This window comes from Variovorax sp. 38R (genome assembly GCF_014843395.1).
Taxonomy (GTDB): Bacteria; Pseudomonadota; Gammaproteobacteria; order Burkholderiales; family Burkholderiaceae_C; genus Variovorax; species Variovorax paradoxus_H.
In genome coordinates this window covers 5,386,438-5,409,321 of record NZ_CP062121.1, presented here as the reverse complement: position 1 = coordinate 5,409,321, position 22,884 = coordinate 5,386,438, and the positions used below count along the sequence as shown (strand labels likewise).

Here is a 22,884-nt window from a genome sequence, read left to right as displayed (position 1 = left end):
CGAAGCAGCACAGTTTCAACGCCAGATCCCGTTGCCTGCCAACGGCCTGTAACGCCTGCCAGGAGACCTCGATGCCCACCATTCGCTGTCATGTTGTGGAATCCGCCCTGGCCCAAGGTGGGCATCCGCGAGCTGGGAATCTCCATAGGGAAAGGTGGATCTGATGCAGCCCGTTGCCAAACACACAACGGCTATTGCGGCACAAGATTCGCGGTCCACCCTGGGCCTGGAAATTCCGCAGGTCACGGCGCGTGCCAAGGTGCTGGGACGCGCCGTGTATGCGGGGGACATCAAGCTGCCCGGCATGCTGCATGGCAAGGTGCTGCGCAGTCCCTATCCGCACGCGCGCATTGTGGCCATCGACACCGCGGCGGCACGGGCGCTGCCGGGGGTGAAGGCCGTGCTCACCGGTGACGACGCGCCCGCCACACTCTGGGGCGTACACCACAAGGAGCGCGCTGTGCTGGCCAAGGGACTGGTGCGCTACTGCGGCGAAGAAGTGGCCGCTGTGGCGGCTGCGTCTGAAGAAATCGCGCGCGACGCGCTGGATCTGATCCAGGTCGAGTACGAAGAGCTGCCCGCCATCCTCACCACCGCCGAGGCGATGGACGAGGATGCTCCCGGCGTGCATCCGGGGCGCGACAACATTGCGCGCGAGATTCGCTTCGACCGCGGCGACGTGGACGCAGGCTTCGCGGCGGCGCACCTCATCCACGAGGCGACCTACACCACCCATTCGCAGTACCCCGGCTACATGGAACCCATGGCGACCGTGGCCGCCCTCGATCCGGACGGACGGCTCGTGCTGTGGACTTCCACGCAGGCCGTCAACCTCGTTCGCGAGCAGGTGGCGGCGACGCTGGGCCTGTCGGTCTCGCGCGTGCGGGTAGTGCAGGCCACCACAGGCGGCGCCTTCGGCGGGAAGATCGTTGAAGACGACAACCAACTGGTGGCGGGCCTGTTGGCATTGCGCACCGGCAGCCCCGTGCGGCTGGTGAACAATCGGCTCGAAGACTTCCAGGCCTGCTGCGCGAGCGTGCCGGAGCACATCACCCTCAAGATTGGCATGGACCGCGACGGCGTGATCGTCGCCAAGCAGGTTCACATCATTGCCGAGTGCGGCGCCTACGCTGGCCTTGCGGGCGACGTGATGCACGTGAGCGCAATGCGCAGCGACAACATGCACCGCAACCCGAACATTCGTTCGCATGCGACCCTGTACTACACCAACAATCCGCCGCGCGGTGCCTTCCGCGGCTTTGGCGGCACCCAGATGCTGTTTGCACTGAACAGCCATCTGCACACCATGGCCGAGCAACTCGGCTTGGACCCGGTGGTGGTGCACAAGCGCAACGCAGTGCGGGTGGGCGAGACCACGGTGCACGGCTGGCATATTGGTAGCACGGGCCTTGTCGAATGTATCGACCAGGCCACCGAGGCCATCGGCTGGGCCGAGAAGCGAAGCAGGAATCACCAGGAAGTCGGCGTGGCGCGCCGCGGCGTGGGCATGGCCGCTGCCATGCACGTGAGCGGCAACCGGACCATCGGCAACTGGGACGGCGCCACGGTGATCGTGAAGATCAACGAAGACGGTCGCGTCTTCGTGATCAGCGGTGAGTGTGACATGGGCCAGGGGGCGACCACGATGATCAATCAGATCGTTGCGCACGAACTCGATTTGCCGCTCTCGGACCTGTATGCGGTCCCGCCCGACACCGATGTGGCGCCGGTCGCGGTGGGTTCGTTGGCCTCGCGCGTGACCATGTCTGCGGGCAATGCGGCCATCGTGGCCGCGCGCAAGGCACGCGACGAACTTTTCGCGCTGGCTGCACAGCGGTGGAGCGTGGAGCCAAATGCGCTGGCCATCGGTGGTGGCACCGTGTTCGTCGTCGACCAACCTGAGCAGCGCGCGACCGTGGCGGAGCTGGCACGCCTGCACATCTGGCGCCATGGCGGCGGTGGTATCCAGGTCAGCGGCAGTTGGGACCCCAAGACCGTCATGCCTGACGACACGCTCTTCGGCAACGTTGCTGCCGCCTATTCCTTCGCCGCCCAGGCGGTGGAAGTCGAGGTGGATACCGAAACCGGCCGCGTGACAGTGCTGGACAGCTACGTCGCAGATGACTGCGGCAAGGCGCTCAACCCGATCGCGGTCCACGGTCAGACCAACGGCGCCACCGTGCAGGCCATCGGCTGGGCGCTGTACGAAAAGCTTCACTACGAGGGTGGTCGGTTGTCGAATGGAAACTTTGCCGACTACACGATGCCCACGGCCGATGCGGTGCCCATGTTGCGGGGCGGCTTCGTTGAATCCAATGACCCGAACGGCCCCTATGGCGCCAAGGGCGCGAGCGAGACGGCCATCCTTCCGGGGGCTCCGGCCATTGCGAATGCGGTCTACGACGCCGTCGGCGTGCGCATCCGCGATCTGCCCATCACCCCAGAGAAAGTGCTTGCCGCACTGCAGGCCCAGAAAAACGAAGGGGCAGACCATGCGTGAATTTGACTACCTGGAGCCTGCCTCGGTGGCCGAGGCCAGTCGGATGCTGGCCGAGTGGGGAGACGACGCGCGCGTGATCGCCGGTGGTACGGCGTTGATGCTGGGGATGCGCCAGCGCATGCTGGCCCCCGCGTGCCTCGTTTCGGTGGCGAAGATCGAACGGCTCCGTGGCATCTCGTTCGATGCGACGCAAGGCCTGCGCATTGGCGCACTGGCTCGTCATGCAGACATCGCCCGTTCACCACTGGTGCGAGCGCATGTGCCGGTCCTTGCCAGCATGGCCGAGCGCGTGGCCAATCCGCAGGTGCGCAATCAGGGCACGATCGGCGGAAATCTTTGCTATGCCGACCCTTCCACCGATCCGCCGGGCTGTCTGCTGGCATTGGATGCCCAGGTGGTGCTCGGCAGTGTGCGCGGTGAGCGTGTGTTGTCTATCGAGGAATTTCTGGTCGACTACTACGTCACGGCGCTGGAGCCCGACGAGCTCGTCATCGAAATCCTTGTTCCGCCGTTGGCGGCCGGCATCCTTGGCGTGTACTCGCGCTTCCTGCGCACTGCTGCAGAGCACCGGCCGCTGGCCAGCGTGGCTCTCGTCGCGCGGCGTGAAGGCGCGCTGTGCCGCGAGGCGCGAATCGCGGTGGGCGCTTCGACGCCGATTCCTCGACGGTTGCGGCGGGCCGAGGCCTTTCTCGAAGGGCGTGTGGTAACGGTCGAGATCGCCGCCGAGTTGGCCGCCATCGTGGCGCAAGACATCGACCCCATGTCGGACTTGCGCGGTAGCGCGGACTACCGGCGCGAGATGGTGCGGGCGGTTGCCCGCCGGACCGTGGCTGAACTGTTCGGCCTGGATATCTACGAAGGAGCCGCGGCATGAGCACCCATCGCATCGAATGCACCGTCAACGGTGAGGCGCACAGCGTCGATGTTCCGGCCCGCCGGTTGCTGTCCGATTTCTTGCGCGACGACCTGCACCTCACCGGCACCAAACGCGGCTGCGAAACCGGCATCTGCGGCGCCTGCTCGGTGTTGCTGGACGGTGAAGTGGTCAAGTCTTGTCTGATGCTCGCGGTGCAGGTGAGCGGCCGTGAACTCACAACCATCGAGGGCCTGGCCCATGGCGACGAATTGCATCCGCTGCAAAAGAGCTTCATGCAGTGCGGTGGCCTGCAGTGTGGCTATTGCACGCCGGGCTTCATCATGGCCTCGTGCGATCTGCTCAACAACAACCCGAATCCCGACTGCGACGAAGTACGCCATGGCCTGTCCGGCAACTTGTGCCGTTGCACGGGCTACACGCAGATCGTGGAGTCGGTGCTCCATGCTGCCAAGGAGATGAATCATGGAAATTGAGAAAACGCTGCTCGTGTCGGCCGCGCGCGAACAGGTGTGGGCCTTGCTGCTGGACCCACAAGTGATGGGAGGCGCAGTGCCCGGGATGAAGTCCATCGAAGTGATCAGCCCCACCGAATACGTGGCCGTGATGCACCAGAAGATCGCGTTCATCAGTGCCAAGTTCAAGCTGCGCACCCACATCGTCGAGCAACGTGTCCCGGAGTACCTGCGCGCTGAGGGCACGGGGGAGGATGCGTCGGTGGCCAGTTCGCTCAAGCAGAGCAGCGAGGTCTTTCTCACGGCCACGCCCGAAGGCGGGACGGAGCTGCGCATCAAGGTCAACGTGGACGTGTTGGGCCGCCTGGGCACCTTCGGCCTGTCGGTGATGAAGACCAAGGCCGACCGCATGTGGGAGGAGTTCGGTGCCAACCTCAAGGCGCGAATCGAATCGGGGGAGCTGCCTGCGACCGCGACAGCCACGTCGACGCCTGCAACGACGATGCCCGCTCCGGCTGCGTCGCCCACGGTGGCCGTGGCGGGTGTCTCCGCCCCCAAGGGTCTCATCGAACCCACCCCGTCGCCCGCCGTGGTTGCGGGAACGCCAACGTCCGGCGCACCGTCTCCTGCGGCGCCTGTGCAGTCCGTGAGCGTCGCTGCATCGGCTGAATCAGGCTGGTGGTCGCGCCTGTTTGGAGGGGGCCGTGCCGGACCTGTCGACTTTCCGTCGGCCGCGCAAGGCCGAAATATTCGAATTGAAGTGCGTCAGATGAACCAGACCGTCACCATCGACTGGCCGATCGAGCAGGCACCTCAATGCCGTGAGTGGCTGCGGGAACTGCTCAACAAGTAGCACGAGAACCAAAAGGGGGAGCGTGCCGCCCCGCTGCATGCGCGCTCAGGCGACAGGAAGGCCCGAGCCGCCGAAGCGAGCCCGGTACTCGTGCGGCGTGATACCGAGATGCTTGACGAAAAGCTTGCGCATCGGCTGCTCAGAACCAAAGCCGATGCGGCCGGCGATGGACTTGAGCGGAAGGTCGCCGTCTTCTAGCAAACGCCGCGCTGCTTCAAGACGGGCGCGCTCAACGAAGCTCAATGGGCTTTCGCCGACCTCCCGACCGAACACGCGGCGGAAGTTGCGTTCGCTCATCGCGGCGCGTTCAGCCATGTCAGACAGAGCAAGCGGCTCGTCGAGGTGCGCCAGGATCCAGTCCTGCACGGCGCGGATTCCAGGATGGCTGGTGTTCTGGCTCGCCAAGTGAACGCTGAACTGCGACTGTCCTCCCGGACGCTTGAGATACACGACCAGATCGCGCGCCACTTCCAGCGCCAGGCCGCGTCCGAAATCTTCCTCGACCAGCGCCAATGCGAGGTCGATGCCCGCTGTCACACCGGCGGAAGTCCAGAGGCGCCCAGCGCGCAGATAAATGGCGTCCGCCTCGACCTGGACTTTCGGAAAACTGGTCTGAAGCAGCGTTGCGACGCTCCAGTGTGTCGTGGCACGGTGGCCGTCCAGCAGTTCGGCCGCTGCGAGAAAGAAGCTTCCCGAGCAAAGGGCGACCAGTCGATCAATGCGCGGAGCCACCGCACGCGCCCAGCGCACCAATGATGGATTGCGCTCGAGTGCCGCTTCGATCTCGCGTGCCCCGACGATCACCGCAATGTCAGGCAGGTCGGCTTCGTCGATGGCGCGGGTGGCAACGAGCGACATCAGCATGTCGGAAGGCACCGGTCCTGCGGACGTTGACGCAATCTCGATCTCGTAGCCCCTGGGTTGTCCTTGGCGCACGAGATGGATGTTGGCGTACTCGAACACACTCATGGTGCCGACGGCCTCGAGCGCCTTGAAGCCTGGGTAAACGACGATGTCGACGCGACGAGCCCGGGATGCGAAGGGCGAAGGCATGAGCGTTTGTAGTGCGATTTTTTGGGAAGTATCCGATCCGATTCGGCCAACTTGGTTTGTGTCGCGGCCAAGTTGCCGAGGGTTGCGCCGCACCTTACTACATCGACGCACTTGCGCCTCTACATTGAACGCCTTCACATATTGCGTTCAAGAGAAGAGCATGAAAACCAAAGCCGCCGTCGCCTGGCAAGCAGGCCAACCCCTCACCATCGAAACCGTGGACCTCCAGGGCCCCAAGTTCGGTGAAGTGCTGGTCGAGATCAAGGCCACCGGCATCTGCCACACCGACTACTACACGCTCTCGGGCGCCGACCCCGAAGGCATCTTCCCCGCCATCCTCGGCCATGAAGGCGCGGGCATCGTGGTCGACGTCGGCCCCGGCGTCACCACGCTGAAAAAGGGCGACCACGTCATTCCGCTGTACACGCCCGAATGCCGCCAGTGCAAGTTCTGCCTGAGCCGCAAGACCAACCTGTGCCAGCTGATCCGCGGCACGCAGGGCAAGGGCCTCATGCCCGACGCCACCTCGCGCTTCAGCCTCGACGGCAAGCCGATCTTTCACTACATGGGCACCAGCACCTTCAGCAACTACACGGTCGCGCCCGAAATTTCGCTGGCCAAGATCCGTGAAGACGCGCCCTTCGACAAGGTCTGCTACATCGGCTGCGGCGTCACCACCGGCATCGGCGCGGTGCTCTTCACGGCCAAGGTCGAAGCCGGCGCGAACGTCGTGGTGTTCGGCCTGGGCGGCATCGGCCTGAACGTGATCCAGGGCGCCAAGATGGTGGGCGCCGACAAGATCATCGGCGTCGACCTGAACCCCGAGCGCGAAGCCATGGCCCGCCAGTTCGGCATGACGCACTTCATCAACCCCAAGACCACCGAGAACGTGGTCGACGCGATCGTGCAACTGACCGACGGCGGCGCCGACTACAGCTTCGAGTGCATCGGCAACACGCAGGTGATGCGCCAGGCGTTGGAATGCACGCACAAGGGCTGGGGCCGCAGCATCATCATCGGCGTGGCCGAAGCCGGCGCCGAGATCAGCACTCGCCCGTTCCAGCTGGTCACGGGCCGCAAGTGGGAAGGCTCGGCCTTCGGCGGCGCGCGCGGCCGCACCGACGTGCCAAAGATCGTCGACTGGTACATGGAAGGCAAGATCAACATAGACGACCTGATCACGCACACCATGCCGCTGGAAGACATCAACAAGGGCTTCGACCTGATGAAGCGCGGCGAGTCGATCCGCGGCGTGGTGCTCTACTGATGTCGGGGCTGCTTCGAACACTGACTGAGCATCCTTGCTTCGGCGGGGTGCAGCGATTTATCGAACATGATGCGCACGAGATCGGACTGCCGATGCGCTTGTCGGTGTTCCTGCCGCCGCAGGCGGCGCTGGCCAAGGTGCCGGCGTTGCTCTACCTTGCCGGGCTGACTTGCAACGAAGAGACCTTTGCGGTAAAGGCCGGTGCCCAGCGGCTCGCCGCAGAGTTCGGCATCGCGCTGATCGCACCTGACACGAGCCCGCGTGGCGCAGGCGTTGCCGGCGAGGCCGACGACTGGGACTTCGGTGTCGCCGCAAGCTTCTATCTCGACGCCACGCAGGCACCGTGGGCACCGCACTGGCGCATGGAGAGCTACCTTGTACGGGAGTTGCTCCCCCTTCTTGGCGAGCGTCTGCCTATCGATGTGGAGCGGCTGGGCATCTTCGGTCACTCGATGGGCGGACACGGCGCACTCACGCTCGCGTTGCGGCACCCGGGGCTGTTCAAGTCGGTGTCGGCGTTCGCGCCGGTGTGTGCGCCTGCGCAATGTGCGTGGGGCCGCAAGGCGTTCACGGGCTATCTCGGCGGCGATACCGAAGGCTGGCAGGCCCATGACGCGAGCCGCCTGATGCAGCGCCAGCAGGCCGCGCCTTTCCCCGAGGGCATCCTGATCGACCAGGGCCTGGAAGACAAGTTTCTCGCCGACCAGCTGCATCCGCACCTGTTCGAAGCAGCCTGCCGCGAGGTCGGGCAGCGGCTCACCTTGCGCCGCCACATCGGCCACGACCACGGCTACTACTTCGTGCAGAGCTTCATGGCCGATCACCTGAAGCACCACCAACGCATTCTTTTCCAACCCTCCTGACCTCAACGAAAGAAGACACCATGCCCAAGCTCTATGACTGTGACATCTCTGGCAGCTGCTACAAGATCCGCCTTTTCTTGAACATCCTCGACGTGCCCTACGACGCGGAGCCGGTCGATTTTGTGAGCAAGGCACACAAGACGGCGTCGTACCTTGCGCTGAACCCCTTCGGTGGGATTCCGATCTTCGAAGACGGCGATCTGCGACTGCGCGACGCCCAGGCCATCCTGATCTACATCGCGCGCAAGTACGACAAGTCGGGCAGTTGGTTCCCCGAAGACGCCCGCTCGCAAGGCCAGATCGCGCAATGGCTGTCGACCGGCGGCGGCGAGGTCATGAACGCTGCGGGTGCGCGGCTGGTGAAGGTGTTGAACTATCCGCTCGATCTGGCCAAGCTGCAGGCGGGCGCGAACCGCGTGTTCGGCATCATGGACGCTCACTTGGCCGGCCGCGAGTTTCTGGAGCTGGGCCATCCCACCATCGCGGACATCGCCTGCTTCCCGTACACCGCGCTGGCGGGCGAGGGTGGCATTGACCTGGCGCCGTATCCGAACGTGCTGGCGTGGATCGAACGGATGAAGCGTCTGCCCGGATTCATTTCGATGCCGGGGATCTGCAAGGCCTGACTCCCCGAATCCGAGTTTGGCGTTTGCCTCTCCGTGGCTGACTGAAGGCGATGAGGGGCCGCATGACCGTGCGTCGTCGATGTCCCCACCGGCCATCGTTCAGCCGCCGATTGGGTGCATCGATGGTGAAGCAGATGCGGCACTGCTTCAACATCCAGTGCTCGCATTCAGTCGTGGCGCTGTCCGCGTACGCGGCAAGCGCGCGCGAATTCGGTGGTGTCCAGTGCGTTTTTTTTTTGCCGGAGCCGAACAGTGACATCGCGTGCGCCGCAGCGCAGCGAGGGTCATCATTGCTGCCAGAAGGCTAGAAGCTGTGTCGAATGCCGACGTCGTAGCCCGTTGACGTCGTCGGCACGAGCGACGCGCTGCGCATGTAGGCCGGTCCGCCGATGGTGATCGCCGCACCGTTCTTGTTGCGCAACCGGGCCACGGTGGCGTACAGCGCAGTGCGCTTCGACAGGTGGTGCATGTAGCCCAACGCGATCTTGCTGGCCTGCGGGTCGGGGCGGTTGTCGTTTTTCAGATGATCGTCGTAGACGGCCCGTGAATAGGTCGCACGGATCACGCCGACACCCACCGGCACGGTGACGCCGACCAGCGCGCTGTTGAGCGTGGCGTCGGGCAGCGGCGACATCGGCGCCTTTGCGTAGTCGCGGCCGGCCTTGCTGCGGTTGACGCCGGCATGGAACTTGGCGAAGTTGAAGTCGTAGGTCAGCCCCAGGCTCGCAAGCTGCACTTCGTCGGTGGTGCCTGCGTTGTAGTCGTCGCCGGTCGTGCTGCGTCCGACGGCGACACCGATGTCCAGCGGGCCCTTCGCGTAGCCGATGCGCGCGCCGATGTGGCGGCCGGTGCGCGTGCTGTTGGGCGGCGCCGGCGTGGTCCACAGCGTCTGCTTGGTGCCTTCGTGCAGCGCGTACATCGCCTGGCCGTAGAAGCCACCCAGGTTGGGCGGCAGGAAGTAGCCGATCGAATTGCTCGCACGTGAGACGCGGTCCAGCCGCGAGCCCGTATTGGCGATGAAGGTAAGGGCGGCTCCGGCACCGTTGAAGCTGAAGGGATCGACGAGCACGTCGTTGACGAACACCGGCATGTAGTCGCGGCCCACCCGCAATTCGCCGAAGGTGCCCAGCAGGCTCAAGGTCGAGCGGCGAGAGAACGTGGCGATGCTGGTGGCGCCGTCGTCGTTGGTGACGGGCGCTTCGAGCCAGAACGCCGCCGCCATGCCGCCACCCAGGTCTTCCTGGCCCATGAAGCCCAGCCGGCTGCTGGCGCTGCGGCTGTTGGTCAGCTCGGTCCGCGAGAGCGAGACGCTGCCGCCGAGCGGCGACAGGTTCTGCGCCCGGTTGGTGGTCGACGTGATCGACGCGTCGAGCACGCCGAAGATCGTGAGGGTGGACTGGGCGTGCGCTGCACCCGATGCGGCAAGGGCCAGGGCCAGGGTGGCCGGGGCGGTCAATCTCTTCTTCATGCGTTGTGTCTCCGTTGTGGTGCTGAGGGCTGCGTAGCCGGCCGCGATTCTTCTTTTGGCGCGAGGGCACAACAAATGAAAATTGAGGGCCAGGGGTCTGCTTTGCTTATGGCTGGGTGCCCAGGTCTCAGGGACACAACCCATGGCCGCGCGTGCAACGGGCGCTTAGCATCCGAGCTTTCCCGCCGAGGCCGTTGCGGCCTGCTCCCGTGCCATGACTCCGTCGTCTGCTGTTCTTTATGCGCGTCTCATGACGGGGGCGCGCTTTCGTCATCTGCAGGCCTTCGCTGCCATCGCCGAGTTCGGCAGTGCGCAGCGCGCGGCCGACGCGATCGGTCTCACGCAGCCCGCGGTGACGCACCTGGTGGCCGACCTGGAAGAGTTTCTTCAGTGCCCGCTGTTTCACCGCCATGCGCGCGGCATGCGCATGACGGACATGGCGCGCGAGCTGCTGCCGTTCGTGCAGCGCTCGCTCGCCACGCTCGAGGCGGGCACGCAGTTCGTGGCGTTTCGCCAGTCGAGTGGTCACAGCATCGTGCGCGTGGGCGCGATCCATGGCGCCATCAACGGCCTGCTGGTGCGCGCGCTGCCGGCCTTCGGGCAATCGAAGCCCGACATCCTCGTGCAACTGCAGGAGGCCAACGCCGCAGAGTCGAGCGCGTTGATCTCGAACCGCGAGGTCGACCTCATGCTGTGTCGCGAACCGCCCGTGTGGCCCGAGGGCTGGGAGTTCGCCGAGTTGCTGCCCGACCGGCTCGTGGTCGTTGCCGGCCCGAATCATCCGCTGGTGCGCAAGCGCGGGCTGCGCCTGCCCGACCTTCTGGATGAGATGTGGCTCATGCTGCACCCCGCGACCCATGCGCGAAAGACCTTCGACGCCCTCATGGCCGCGCACGGCACGGCGCCGCGCTACCGCAAGCTCGAGGTCCGTTCCAGCGCGATGGTGCTGGCCCAGTTGCAGAGCGAGACGCTGCTCAACTTCACGCCCTACAGCGCGATGCGTCAGTTCATCGACATGGGGCAGATCGCGCTGATCGACGTGACGGACCTGCCCGCGTTGCCGCCGTTAGGCATCCTGAGCGTGCGCGACGAGCGCGGCGAGGCGGCGAACCTGCTGAAGGAGCATCTGTTCCGCTACGCCAGGAAGCACCCCTGAAGCTATAAGTAGGATGCATGGCTGGGGGCCACAAGGCATTGGTTCACCGTGGGGCAGTCATTGAAGAATGGCATTTCCAGTTCATTCCAGCGAACACGATCCGACCATGCCAAGAAGAACCCGACTCCTCGCCGCCGCGCTGCTGTGCGCCGCGGCCTTTCACGGCCATGCGGCACCGCCCGAGGCCTACCCGAACAAGCCTGTCACGGTCGTCGTGCCGTACCCGGCGGGCGGCTCCGTCGATGCCATGGCACGAGCGCTGCACGTGGCACTGGGCAAACAGCTGGGGCAGCCGGTGCTGATCGAGAACCTCGGCGGCGGTGCCGGCGCCATCGGCGCTGCCAAGGTGGTGCGTGCCCGCGCAGACGGCTACACGCTGCTGCTCGGTTCGGTCAACGAGGTGGTGCTGGCGCCGCTGACCAACAGCGCGGTCTCGTACAAGTCGGACGACCTGACGCCGGTCGCCCGCGTCGGTGACTCCACGTTCATCCTTGTGGGGCGGCCGGGCATCGCTGCGCGCAACACCGACGACCTGATCGAGTTTGCGCGCAAGAACCCCGGCACGCTGAGCTATGCCACCTCGGGCGTCGGCACCTTGCAGCACGTGATCATGCGGGACATCCAGGAGCGCAGCGGCACGTCGATGCTGCACGTGCCGTACAAGGGCGGCTCCACACAGGTGACCGACCTGCTGGGTGGCCAGGTCGACCTGATGCTGGTGGCTCCCGCCACCTTTCCCGACGCCATCGAAAGCGGTCGCGTGCGCGGTTTCGGAACCACGGGGCTGCAGCGCGAAGAGTTGCTGAAGAATGTACCTACTCTCAATGAGAGCAAGTACCTCAAGGGCATCGACCTGAACAGTTGGCTGGGCATCTTCGTGCCGCGCAACACGCCACCGGAAGTGACCCAACGCCTGCAGGTCGCCATCGGCTTGGTGCTCGGAGACGCAAAGGTTGCTGCGCACCTCAAACGAATTGGGTTCACGCCGGCCGACGCAGGGGCGCGGCCCGGGTTTGCCGAGGTCGTGGCCGACACGCAAAGCAAGATGCAGGGCGTCGTTTCGCGCATGCCTGCCGAGAAGAGCGAGGTGACGCGATGAGCCTGCTCGACCTCGCCAGCCGGCACATCGACGAGATCGCGGCCATCCGCCGCGACATCCACGCCAACCCCGAGCTGGGGTTCGAAGAGGTGCGCACCTCCGCACTGATCGCGGGCAAGCTGCGCGACTGGGGCATCGAGACCCACGAGAAGGTCGGCAACACCGGCGTGGTCGGTGTCGTGCGCGGCCGGCGTGCGGGGGCGGGCGCCATCGGCCTGCGCGCCGACATGGACGCCCTGGCCCTGTGCGAGCAGAACACGCTGGGCCATGCGTCGACGGTTCAGGGCCGCATGCACGCCTGCGGCCACGACGGCCACACGGCGATGTTGCTCGGCGCGGCCCAGGCCCTGGCCGAGAACCCGGACTTCGGCGGCACCGTGCACCTGATCTTCCAGCCCGCGGAAGAAGGGCGGGGCGGCGCGCTGGCGATGCTCGAGGCGCAGCTGTTTGAGCGCTTTCCCTGCGACCGCATCTTCGGCATGCACAGCCTGCCCGCGTTGCCGCTGGGTCAGTTCGGTATTCGCTCGAACGCGATGATGGCGGCGTCGGGGCGATGGCAGGTGCGCTTCAACGGCACCGGCGGACATGGTGGCGCCTACCCGCACCTGTCGACCGATCTGAGCGTGGTGCTCGCGCACTTTCTGCTCGGTCTGCAGTCGATCGTCAGCCGCAACGTGGCGCCGATGGACCCGGCCACCATCAGCGTGGGCCACATCGGCGCGGGCGACCCCGAGGCCATGAACGTGATCCCCGCCGAGCTGCGCATCTCCGGCACCCTGCGTGCGTTCTCGGACGAGGTGCAGGCGCTGCTCGAAAAGCGCCTGCGTGCGCACGCCGAACTGGCCGCCGCCACCGAGGGGGCGTCGGTGCATGTGAAGTGCTGGTGGAACTCCGTGCCGCTGGTGAACGACCCCGACGTAACGCGCAACGCGGTACGCGCCGCACACGACGTGGTGGGCCTGCAGGCCGTGAACGCCGATCTGGCCCCTCTGTCGGCTGGTGATGACTTCGCCTTCTTCGCGCGCAAACGGCCCGGCGCCTACATGCTGATCGGCAATGGCCGAGGCAAAGGCGATGGCCAGGGCGACGTGCACACGCCGTACTACGACTTCAACGACAAGGCCTTGCCGCTGGGCATCGCCTATTGGCTCTCGGTCGTCAACAAGGAACTCGGCGGCACGCTGGGCGCGGCATGAACGCGTGCGTCGATCTGCGCAGCGACACGGTCACGCGGCCCACGGCCGCCATGTACGAGGCCATGCAGCGCGCGCCCGTGGGCGACGACACCTACGGCGAAGACCCGACCGTCAACGCACTGCAGGCGCGCATTGCCGGCATGCTGGGTTTCGAGGCGGCGATGTTCGTGTCGTCCGGCACGCAGGCCAATCTGTGCGCGGTGCTGGCGCATTGCGGGCGCGGCGACGAGTACATCGTCGGCCAGATGGCGCACTGCTACCGCTGGGAGGCCGGCGGCGCCGCGATGTTCGGCGGCGTGCAGCCGCAGCCGCTGGACCATGCGGAAGACGGCACCTTGCCGCTGGTGGCGATCGCTGAGGCGATCAAGCCGGACAACGAGCACTTCGCCGTCACGCGGCTTCTTGCGCTGGAGAACACGTTGGGCGGGCGATGCCTGCCCGAGGCGTACCTGAGCGCGGCGACCGATCTGGCGCGGCGGCATGGCCTGTCGACGCACCTGGACGGCGCGCGCTTGTTCAACGCGGCCACGGCCTCCGATGCGGCGTCGCCCGAGTCCGGCGCGCGGCGCATCGCGGGGCATTTCGATTCGGTGTCGGTGTGCTTTAGCAAAGGGTTGGGCGCGCCGGTCGGCAGCGCACTGTGCGGCAGTGCGGCCTTCATTGCGCGTGCGCGGCGCGTGAGAAAGGCGGCGGGCGGCGCGATGCGGCAAGCGGGTGTGCTGGCCGCTGCGGCCTTGCATGCGCTGGACCACCATGTCGAGCGACTGGCTGAAGACCATCGGCTGGCGAGGCTGCTGTACGAGGGCGTGTGTGATCATCCCGGCGTGCGCGTGGAAGCGCCGCAGACCAACATCGTGTTTCTTGACCTGGTGGATCGTGGGCAAGACACGGCGCGTGCGCTTCAACAGCACCTGCAAGAGCGGGGCATGCTTGTTTCGATGCTGTACGGCCGCTTGCGTTTTGTCATCCATCGGGACGTGCAGGAAGACGCGGTGCTGCGCGTCGTCGACGCCATACGCAAGAGCTTGGACCGGTAGCAGGCGGGTGGCTCCGTCCGAAGTGCGGTGAGCGATGGGCGTGGTCGATTGTTTGAAGATCGAGAGCGAGGCCGACGCTCATCGCGGTCGTGGCGCCAAGCGCAGTATCGGCGAGCCGCGGCGACGTTAGTCGCCAGTCGTTCAATCCTCTCCGTTTTTCGCGTCGACGTCGAGGCACTGCCGGTGAATGCGCTTCAGCGCCGCATACATCACGCGGCGCTCTTGCGACGTCATGAGCTGGATGATCGACGCCTGTGCCTTGCGCGCGACCGGAATGACCTGCGCATGCAGCGCCTCGCCGGTCGGAGTGATGCTGCAGGTAAGCCGCTTTCTCGGCGTGGGGCCTTCGGCCTCCAGCAACACCAGCCCGCGCTGCTCGAGCAGGCGCAGTGTGCGGCTCACCAGCGCCTTGTCGGAAGTCGATTGCACGACCAGTTCTGCGAAGGGCATTGAGCGCGCGTGCGCCATCAGCGCCAGGATGCGCCACTCCGACACCGTGAGTCCGAAGCGCCTGGCATAGGGCAGCGTCGTCACGCGCCGCAGCGCGTTCACGGTCTGGCTCATCACGGTGGTGATGAAGTTGTCGACAGTCAGGTCGTCGCCGGATTCGTTGAGGCCTGACCACGGATCGATGGGCGCGGCGGCGGAGCGCTCGCTCAGGGCGTCTTCTTGCATAGGTTGTCTCGTCGATGAGGTGGATTTTCGCTTTGGGTCACACTTAATAGTTATTTTCCTATATGAAAAATATCTACTGTCAATTCGATGTTTCACTTGGTTGATTGATCAACAGCTTCATTCTACGATTCGTCAGCGTTTCTTATATGGGTCATTGTTTCGTATATGAAACGTCAAGTGAGATCCCGTTGTTGATCGGATGGTGCGCCGGTTCCGCTTCGAGCGCCCCGGCGCGCACTCCTTACGAAAGCTCCAAGATGAAAGTCAGCCGTAAGTTGTTTCTTGCCCTGGGTGTTCTGGCGGGGGGTCTCTGGGGAAGTGCCGTGCACGCCCAGGCGCCGGCCTACCCGACGAAGCCGATCACCGTCGTCGTCTCATACCCGGCCGGCGGCGACACCGACGCCATGGCGCGGCTGTTTGCCGAGAAGCTGCAGGCGCGGCTGGGCCAATCGGTGATCGTGGACAACCGGCCCGGCGCTGGCGGAACGGTCGGCAACACCTATGTGGGTCGCGCGGCGCCCGATGGCTACACGCTGCTGTTCACGCCCAACCCGTTCACGACTGCGCCGCTGGTGATGAAGCTCGCGCCCGCGGCGTCGTACGACGTGGTCCACGGCTTCGCGCCGGTGATTCACTCCGCCAACCAGGCGGTGCTGCTCGTAGCGAACCCGGCCTCCGGCATCAAGAGCGTGGCGGACCTCGTGGCGCAATCGAAGGCGGGCAAGGCACTGTCGTACGGCACGCCGGGCGCCGGCTCGCCGATGCACATCGCGGGCGAGTGGCTTAACCGTGCGGCTGGCATCCAGGTGCAGCACGTGCCTTACCGCGGCGTGGCGCCGTCGGTCACTGATGTGGTTGCAGGGCACATTCCGCTGGCCTACGTGACGCTCGGCCCAGTGGCCCAGTACATTGCGCAGGGCAAGCTGGTTGCGCTCGCCATCTCCGACGCCAAGCGTTCGCCCCTGCTGCCCAATGTGCCCACGCTCGCCGAGTTGGGTTACAAGGACATCGACGCGGGCGCATGGAACGGCTTCTTCGCGCCGCGCAACACGCCACCTGCGGTGGTGAACGTGCTGAACGCCCAACTCAACGAAGTCCTGAAGATGCCCGACGTGATCGCGAAGATGGGCACCTTCGGCGCGGCGCCGGTCGGCGGGCCGCCCGCTGCGATGGCCAAGCTCAACGCTTCAGACTACGAACGTCTCAGCAAGGTCATCAAAGACCTGAACATCCAGGCCGATTGACACGCATGACCATGACGACGCAATCGACCCTGGGGCGCGACACGCCGCAGGTCACGGCGCGCGCCAAAGTACTCGGCAAGGCGCAGTACGCGGGCGACATCAAGGTCGCCGGCATGCTGCACGGCAAGGTGCTGCGCAGCCCGTACCCGCATGCGCGCATCGTCTCGGTGGACACCTCCGAGGCGCTGGCGTTAGCTGGCGTCAAGGCGGTGCTGACCGGCGCCGATGCCCCGCGCGCGCGCTGGGGCGTGAGCCATAAGGAGCGGCGAATTCTTGCGGAAGGCGTAGTGCGCTTCTGCGGCGAAGAAGTCGCCGCCGTGGCTGCGACCTCCGAAGAGATCGCCAGAGACGCCCTCGACCTGATCCGCATCGAGTACGAAGAACTCCCCGCCGTGCTGCTGCCAGAGGAGGCGATCGACGAAGAGGCGCCGAACATTCACGACGGCCGCAAGGACAACATCGCGCACGAGATCCGCTTTGAGCGCGGCAGCGTCGACGAAGGCTTTGCGCAGGCCGACCTGGTCCACGAAGCCACCTACACGACGCATGCGCAGTATCCCGGCTACCTGGAGCCGATGGGCTCGGTCGCCATGCTCGACGCGGAAGGGCGACTGGTCGTATGGACCTCGACGCAATCCGCCTTCCTGGCCCGCGCACGCCTAGCCGCGGCGCTGGAACGGCCGGTGTCCACCGTCCGCGTGATCCAGGCGACCACCGGCGGCGGCTTCGGCGGCAAGATCGTCGAAGATGCGAACCAGCTGGTCGCCGGCCTGCTCGCGGTGAAGACCGGCAAGCCGGTGCGCCTGGTCAACAACCGGCTCGAAGATTTCCTGGCCTGCCCCACGAGCGTTCCCGAGCGCATCACGCTCAAGCTCGGCATGACGCGTGACGGCCTGATTGTTGCGAAGGACGTGCGCATCGTCGCGGACTGCGGCGCCTATGCGGGCCTGGCCTCCGAGGTGATGCACGTGAGCGCCATGCGCAGCGACAACATGCACCGCCTGAAGAACGTGCGCTCGCACGCCACCATGGTCTATACCCACACGCCGCCGCACGGGGCCTTCCGCGGCTTCGGCGGCACGCAGATGCTGTTCGCGCTCAACAGCCACATCCACACGATGGCGGTGCAACTCGGGCTCGATCCGGCCGAGGTCCACAAGAAGAACGCCATCGGCGCCGGCGAGGTGTCGGTGCACGGCTGGAAGGTCGCGAGCACCGGCCTCGTCGAGTGCATCGACCAGGCGACGCGCGCGCTGCGCTGGGGCGAGCCGCGCAAAGCGGCGGCGCCGGGCAGCCCGAAACGCCGCGGCGTGGGCATGGCCGCGGCCATGCACGTGAGCGGCAACCGCACCATCGGCAACTGGGACGGCTCGACCGTGGTCGTGAAGATCAACGAAGACGGCCGCATCGTCATCCACAGCGGTGAATGCGACATGGGCCAGGGCGCGATGACGATGCTCAGCCAGATCGTCGCGCACGAGCTCGCGGTGCCGCTCTCGCACGTGCACGTGATGGCGCCCGACACCGACGTCGCACCGTTCGCCATCGGCACGCTGGCATCCCGCGTGACCATCGTCGCGGGCAATGCTGCCATCGAAGCGGCCCGCAAGGCGAAGGCGAAGCTCCTCGCGCTGGCCGCCGAACTGCTGGAAGTGCCGGCCGAAGGGCTCGATCTGACCGACGGCGCCGTCCACGTGCGCGAGGCACCCGACCGCCGGCTTGCCATCGCCGATCTTGCGCGGCAGCACCTGTGGCGCCATGGCGGTGAGGCCATCCAGGTGAGCGCGACGTGGGACGCAAAGACCACGATGCACGACGACAAGGTCTACGGCAACATTGCGCCGGCATATTCGTTCGCGGCGCAGGCGGTCGAGGTGGAGGTCGACATCGACACGGGGCAGGTCACCGTGGTCGACAGCTTTGTCTCGGACGACTGCGGCAAGGCGCTCAACCCGATGGCGATCCACGGCCAGACCAACGGCGCGACGGTGCAGGCCTTCGGCTGGGCGCTGTACGAGCAACTGCACCTGGAGGCGGGCCGCATTGCCAACGGCAACTTCGCCGACTACACGATGGCCACGGCCGATTCGGTGCCCATGCTGCGCGGCGGCTTCGTCGAATCCAACGACCCGAATGGCCCCTACGGTGCCAAGGGCGCGAGCGAGACGGCCATCCTTCCGGGGGCGCCCGCGATCGCGAACGCGGTGTACGACGCCATCGGCGTGCGTATCGTCGACTTGCCGATCACGCCCGAAAAAATACTGGCCGCCTTGCGCGAACGAAAGGAGGCCCCTGGTGCGTGATTTCGATTTCCTGCAGCCCGTGTCCGTGTCCGAGGCCACCCACATGCTGGCCGACCTGGGCGACGAATGCCGCATCATCGCGGGCGGCACCGCGCTGATGCTCGCGATGCGCCAGCGCATGCTGACGCCCACGCACCTCGTGTCGCTCGGCACGCTGCAAGACTTGAAGGGCATTGCGTACGACGAAACCAACGGCCTGCGCATTGGCGCACTGGCGCTGCATGCCGACGTGGCGTGCTCGCCGCTCGTGCAGGCGCACTACCCGATGCTGGCGAGCATGGCGTCGCGCGTGGCGAATCCGCAGGTGCGCAACCAGGGGACCATCGGCGGCAATCTCTGCTACGCCGATCCCGCGACCGACCCGCCTGGCTGCCTCATGGCGCTGGACGCCCAAGTGGTTGTCACTGGCACGCAGGGCGACCGGGTCATGGGCATCGAGGAGTTCCTCGTCGACTACTACACGACGGCGCTCGCGCCGGATGAGTTGCTGTCAGAGATCCGCATCGCACCGCCCCGGCCCGGTACAACCGGCGTGTATTCGCGCTTCCTGCGCACCGCGGCGGAGCATCGACCGCTCGCGAGCGTGGCCGCGTCGGCGCGGCGCAGCGGCGCGACCTGGCAAGACATCCGCATCGCCGTCGGCGCATCGACGCCGATTCCGTTGCGGCTCAGAAGGGCGGAGGCGTTCCTCGCGCAAGGCGAGGCGACGACCGACCGCATCGCCGAGGCCGCCGACATCGTCGCCGCCGACATCGAACCCGTGTCCGACGCACGCGGTGAGGCCGAATACCGGCGCGACATGGTGCGCGTCGTCGCCCGGCGAACCCTGCTCGAACTGTTTGGGCTGCATCACGACGAAGAACAAGGAGTTCGCCCATGAGCCAACACGAAATCGAAGTCACCGTTAACGGCGAGGTCCACACCGCGCAGGTTCCGTCCCGCCGGTTGCTCAGCGATTTTCTACGCGACGACCTGCACCTGACCGGTACTAAGCGCGGTTGTGAAACCGGCATCTGCGGTGCGTGCTCGGTTCATCTCGACGGGGAGGTCGTGAAGTCTTGCCTGATGCTTGCGGTGCAGGCCGACGGCCGCAGCATCACGACGGTCGAAGGCCTGTCGCCGGAAGGCGAAGACCTGCATCCCCTGCAGGAGAGTTTCATGGCGTGCGGTGGCCTGCAATGCGGCTACTGCACGCCGGGATTTCTCATGACCTCGTGCGCGATGCTCGCGCACAACCCGTCGCCTTCCGAAGACGAAGTGCGGCACGGCCTCAGCGGCAATCTCTGTCGCTGCACAGGCTACACACAGATCGTCGAATCCATTCTTGTTGCCGCGGAGAAGATGCGTGGAAATTGAAAAAACCGTTGTCGTTCCCGCCCCCGCGAGCCGCGTGTGGGAACTCTTGCTCGACCCCCAGGTGATGGGCGGCTGCGTGCCCGGCATGCAGTCGATCCAGGTCATCAGCGATGTCGAGTACATCGCCGAGATCAAGGTGAAGGTCTCATTCATCAGCGCAAAGTTCAAGCTCAAGACCACCATCGTCGAGCAGCGCGCGCCGCACTACCTGCGAACCGAAGGCACGGGTGAAGACGCCTCGGTCGCAAGCTCGCTCAAGCAGACCAGTGAGATCTTTCTCACGGAGCAGCCCGATGGCCAGACCGAGTTGCGCATACTCGTGAAGGTCGACGTGCTGGGCCGCCTGGGCACCTTCGGGCTGAGCGCCATGAAGACCAAGGCCGACAGGATGTGGGACGAGTTCACCGAGAAGCTCGTCGCGCGGATTACGGGCACGGGCGATGTCGCGGCGAGCGGCGTGAAGGTCACGCAGGCACCGGCGAAGCCTCCGGTCGCGGCCAAGGCTGCGATGGCGACGCCCGCCTTGCCCCCGGTTGCCCGGGTGGCTGTTGCGGCACCGATCGAAACGCCGCAGCGCACACCACCGGTCGTCGTGCAGCACGAAGCTCCCGCGCAGCCCGACACCTGGTGGTCGCGTTGGTTCGGCCGTTCTCACAAGCGCGAGTCGACGGATATCTGCATCGAGATCCATCGCGGCGCCACGGTGGTCAAGGTGCTCTGGCCGGTGCAGGGTGCAAGCGATTGCAGCCTGTGGCTGCGCGACTACCTAGCTCGACCGGAGTGACGGAGCTAGGAAGCCAAGTCGGTTCGCCTCTGAGCGGTGTACCCGCTATAGGGGGAGAACTCCGGGGCGATACGAATTGCATGCGACACGGGCTGTGCTTTCTCTGGATCTTCGGGTGCATCGAGTGACTCAATGCGCTCAGGCGTCAGATACGCCAAGGAAGAAGCAGCGTTGACGGGCGAGTGAACACATGAGGTGGTGAGGCTGGTCAAGAAGCTAGGCGAGAAGGTCTCGCGCAGTGCGATGGGCCTCGACCGCTCTCCTCTCTTTCACTCACGTCGTCTAATCAAAAATGAACAACGATTCAGCCTGCCGTACGCCGGCGCCCCAAGGGAAATTGACAGAAATCTGGCTGGACGCACATCGCTACATCGCCCGGACGCTGCGCGTGAGCGCGCACCACCTGCCGTGGGAGATCGTTCGACAGATTCATACCGGGTGCCAAAGCTTCGACGACGACGGTGCCCCCCAACCCGATCACTGCGGGCTTCGACTAATCGAACTCGACGACTTTAGTTGGCGCGCTGACGTCACGGCCGACAACATTGCGGCGACTCAGGTGCTGGGGTGGCACGCGCTGCGCCGGCTGTTGCGACTGGCGCAGACCTACGACTGCGAGGCCCTCGAACTCACTTGTGGCAGCTCGACACTGCCCGCGGCTCTCGGCTTCGAAATATTCGAATGGCCCGGTCTTCCTGGCGATCGTATGAAGGACTGATCCTCTTTCTCTTCTCTTCGATTCGCCGTCCCATATCGATATCGCCAAATCTTTGCCGACTCTCGACCAGCTTTTGCAGTGGTTCCTTTTTCTTGAGGCTACCCAAGGCTCTACCGAACCTCCGGTCCCAGTGATATCGAGAGCCGGCAGAATCAAATTTGCGATCGAGACTGGGTGGCCACAAACGTCGATGCATGCGGCTGGCTCGATTGAGCTGGTGCGGCAGGGCCTTGCAGTACTGCCTTGCCGGCGCAACAGCCAACCGCCGATAACCAGGTGTTTACGTGCCTGTGGTTATCGTCGGTTGGGTCATCCACACGGCTGTAGCGCAATGCTGCCCGCGCCTGGACGAGATTGAGGTTGCCGACCTGAATAGAATCCGCCGCATGGCAACTGGCAAAAAAAGCACATTCGCAGTGCAACGTACACCCAAAGCGAAGAAGAAGCCGAGTACCGTCAAGAAGTCCGGAAAGCTTCCGCCGCAACGGCTGAAGGCCCCCCGATGGTTTTATTGGCTTGGACGGCCAAGCGTTTCGCTACAGCAGGCGGCGCTGCTGACCATGGGTCTGGCTCCCGAGAAGGGGGTCATTGCGCTACTGAAAAACAAGGAACGAAAGAAGATCGAGTTCCGCAAGCGGGAGAAAGCGCTCGAGGCCGAATACGGAATCAGCAAATGGATTCCGCGTGCAAACACCCTGCCGCGACGAGTCACCGTGCGCAACGCGCTCGAGTTCGCGTCGGAGTCCGGATGGGCACTTGCGAAAAATGCCAAGAACGCGTTGATGCGAGCACGGCATCTTGAGCCGATGGACGGCATCGCCGACGTCCGCCAAGAAATGGATACCTCACCGATAGAGCCGATAGGCGGTGTTCGGCCGCTGCCGTTGAACGCGGCGACAGGCTCTTTCGCCTTCGCGGTGGATCGAGAGTCGAACGCGAGTGAGAAATCGAGCCGCAAGGAAGAACGCGCTATTCAAGTGCTTGGCGCGGTTCTCGTCCTTCTGCATCGCGCTGAGAAGACGATGGTGCGCCCGCGCTACCTACGCGAGGGCGCGTTCAACTTCACCACGCTCGTAGAGGAAGTCAAAGCCGTCGTCGCCGAAGAGAAAGCCACAGCTCACGATCTCGCTGGCATGAGTGACAGCAATGTTCGGAACTACCTTAGGGATGCGCTACGTGGCTACGCCATTGCGTATCCCAAGTCGAAGCCGAGTAGCGAAGCTGAGGAAGGCTAACTCCTCAGGGCCTTGTTGGCCGCTAGGTCGGGGGCCTTTCCTCGTCAATGGGTGCGCCTTCAAATAGGGTGAGAAACTAGCGCCTTGCAACCTGCAAGTTTCATTCTTGCAGGCTGCCACTC

21 protein-coding genes are annotated in these 22,884 nt (G+C 65.2%); 18 read left to right on the top strand and 3 right to left on the bottom strand.

What is annotated here, in order from left to right:
- The first annotated feature begins 163 nt into the window (after positions 1-163).
- Genes IG196_RS25080 through IG196_RS25065 form a run of 4 tightly spaced genes read left to right on the top strand, consistent with a single transcriptional unit; the run spans position 164 to position 4,682 of the window.
- A complete protein-coding gene (locus tag IG196_RS25080) occupies positions 164-2,500 on the top strand; it encodes a xanthine dehydrogenase family protein molybdopterin-binding subunit (RefSeq protein WP_192193485.1) in 2,337 nt (778 codons plus the stop codon).
- Entirely contained in the window at positions 2,493-3,374 is an 882-nt protein-coding gene (locus IG196_RS25075; RefSeq protein WP_192193484.1) for an FAD binding domain-containing protein, read from the top strand. Before IG196_RS25080 ends, IG196_RS25075 begins: the two co-directional genes overlap by 8 nt.
- The gene (locus tag IG196_RS25070) at positions 3,371-3,850 is read left to right on the top strand and encodes a (2Fe-2S)-binding protein (RefSeq protein ID WP_192193483.1); all 480 of its coding nucleotides are present in this window, start codon (positions 3,371-3,373) and stop codon (positions 3,848-3,850) included. The genes IG196_RS25075 and IG196_RS25070 overlap by 4 nt, the downstream gene beginning before the upstream one ends.
- Positions 3,840-4,682, top strand: a complete 843-nt coding sequence (locus IG196_RS25065) for a CoxG family protein (RefSeq protein ID WP_192193482.1) — start codon at positions 3,840-3,842, stop codon at positions 4,680-4,682. The genes IG196_RS25070 and IG196_RS25065 overlap by 11 nt, the downstream gene beginning before the upstream one ends.
- Before the next feature lie 45 nt (positions 4,683-4,727).
- Here IG196_RS25065 and IG196_RS25060 read toward each other — a convergent pair whose 3' ends face one another.
- Positions 4,728-5,735, bottom strand: a complete 1,008-nt coding sequence (locus tag IG196_RS25060) for a GlxA family transcriptional regulator (RefSeq protein WP_192193481.1) — start codon at positions 5,733-5,735, stop codon at positions 4,728-4,730.
- A gap of 160 nt (positions 5,736-5,895) precedes the next feature.
- Between IG196_RS25060 and IG196_RS25055 the strand changes: the two genes are divergently transcribed.
- From IG196_RS25055 to IG196_RS25045, 3 genes are read left to right on the top strand one after another with little or no spacing between them, the layout of a single operon-like run.
- The gene (locus IG196_RS25055) at positions 5,896-7,002 is read left to right on the top strand and encodes an S-(hydroxymethyl)glutathione dehydrogenase/class III alcohol dehydrogenase (protein ID WP_099796121.1); all 1,107 of its coding nucleotides are present in this window, start codon (positions 5,896-5,898) and stop codon (positions 7,000-7,002) included.
- Positions 7,002-7,865 (top strand): S-formylglutathione hydrolase, encoded by an 864-nt coding sequence (gene fghA / locus IG196_RS25050; RefSeq protein ID WP_192193480.1) that lies wholly within the window; start codon positions 7,002-7,004, stop codon positions 7,863-7,865. Before IG196_RS25055 ends, fghA begins: the two co-directional genes overlap by 1 nt.
- Before the next feature lie 20 nt (positions 7,866-7,885).
- The gene (locus tag IG196_RS25045; RefSeq protein WP_192193479.1) at positions 7,886-8,491 is read left to right on the top strand and encodes a glutathione S-transferase family protein; all 606 of its coding nucleotides are present in this window, start codon (positions 7,886-7,888) and stop codon (positions 8,489-8,491) included.
- Positions 8,492-8,795: 304 nt separating this feature from the next.
- On the opposite strand, the gene IG196_RS25040 is transcribed toward IG196_RS25045, so the two are convergent.
- A complete protein-coding gene (locus IG196_RS25040) occupies positions 8,796-9,959 on the bottom strand; it encodes a porin (protein WP_192193478.1) in 1,164 nt (387 codons plus the stop codon).
- A 214-nt stretch (positions 9,960-10,173) separates the two neighbouring features.
- Here IG196_RS25040 and IG196_RS25035 point away from each other — a divergent pair, with 214 nt between their 5' ends.
- The 4 genes from IG196_RS25035 (at position 10,174) to ltaE (ending at position 14,447) form a co-directional block, all read left to right on the top strand.
- Entirely contained in the window at positions 10,174-11,115 is a 942-nt protein-coding gene (locus IG196_RS25035) for a LysR family transcriptional regulator (protein ID WP_192193477.1), read from the top strand.
- Between the two features lie 106 nt (positions 11,116-11,221).
- Entirely contained in the window at positions 11,222-12,214 is a 993-nt protein-coding gene (locus IG196_RS25030) for a tripartite tricarboxylate transporter substrate binding protein (RefSeq protein ID WP_192193476.1), read from the top strand.
- The gene (locus IG196_RS25025; protein ID WP_192193475.1) at positions 12,211-13,410 is read left to right on the top strand and encodes an amidohydrolase; all 1,200 of its coding nucleotides are present in this window, start codon (positions 12,211-12,213) and stop codon (positions 13,408-13,410) included. Before IG196_RS25030 ends, IG196_RS25025 begins: the two co-directional genes overlap by 4 nt.
- Positions 13,407-14,447, top strand: a complete 1,041-nt coding sequence (gene ltaE, locus IG196_RS25020; protein ID WP_192193474.1) for a low-specificity L-threonine aldolase — start codon at positions 13,407-13,409, stop codon at positions 14,445-14,447. The genes IG196_RS25025 and ltaE overlap by 4 nt, the downstream gene beginning before the upstream one ends.
- A gap of 141 nt (positions 14,448-14,588) precedes the next feature.
- On the opposite strand, the gene IG196_RS25015 is transcribed toward ltaE, so the two are convergent.
- A complete protein-coding gene (locus IG196_RS25015; RefSeq protein ID WP_192193473.1) occupies positions 14,589-15,122 on the bottom strand; it encodes a MarR family winged helix-turn-helix transcriptional regulator in 534 nt (177 codons plus the stop codon).
- A gap of 257 nt (positions 15,123-15,379) precedes the next feature.
- Between IG196_RS25015 and IG196_RS25010 the strand changes: the two genes are divergently transcribed.
- The 7 genes from IG196_RS25010 to IG196_RS24980 all read left to right on the top strand — a co-directional run bounded on the left by IG196_RS25010 (position 15,380) and on the right by IG196_RS24980 (position 22,762).
- Positions 15,380-16,366: a Bug family tripartite tricarboxylate transporter substrate binding protein gene (locus tag IG196_RS25010; protein WP_192193472.1), complete on the top strand. Its 987-nt coding sequence runs from the start codon at positions 15,380-15,382 to the stop codon at positions 16,364-16,366.
- A 5-nt stretch (positions 16,367-16,371) separates the two neighbouring features.
- On the top strand, positions 16,372-18,669 hold the full coding sequence (locus IG196_RS25005; protein ID WP_192193471.1) for a xanthine dehydrogenase family protein molybdopterin-binding subunit: 2,298 nt from the start codon (positions 16,372-16,374) through the stop codon (positions 18,667-18,669).
- A complete protein-coding gene (locus IG196_RS25000; protein ID WP_192193470.1) occupies positions 18,662-19,549 on the top strand; it encodes an FAD binding domain-containing protein in 888 nt (295 codons plus the stop codon). Before IG196_RS25005 ends, IG196_RS25000 begins: the two co-directional genes overlap by 8 nt.
- Positions 19,546-20,025, top strand: coding sequence for a (2Fe-2S)-binding protein (locus tag IG196_RS24995; protein WP_192193469.1), 480 nt, complete (start codon positions 19,546-19,548; stop codon positions 20,023-20,025). The genes IG196_RS25000 and IG196_RS24995 overlap by 4 nt, the downstream gene beginning before the upstream one ends.
- The gene (locus IG196_RS24990) at positions 20,015-20,809 is read left to right on the top strand and encodes a CoxG family protein (RefSeq protein ID WP_192193468.1); all 795 of its coding nucleotides are present in this window, start codon (positions 20,015-20,017) and stop codon (positions 20,807-20,809) included. The genes IG196_RS24995 and IG196_RS24990 overlap by 11 nt, the downstream gene beginning before the upstream one ends.
- A 292-nt stretch (positions 20,810-21,101) precedes the next feature.
- Positions 21,102-21,527: a hypothetical protein gene (locus IG196_RS24985; RefSeq protein WP_192193467.1), complete on the top strand. Its 426-nt coding sequence runs from the start codon at positions 21,102-21,104 to the stop codon at positions 21,525-21,527.
- A 284-nt stretch (positions 21,528-21,811) separates the two neighbouring features.
- Positions 21,812-22,762, top strand: a complete 951-nt coding sequence (locus IG196_RS24980) for a hypothetical protein (protein ID WP_192193466.1) — start codon at positions 21,812-21,814, stop codon at positions 22,760-22,762.
- Positions 22,763-22,884 lie beyond the last annotated feature (122 nt).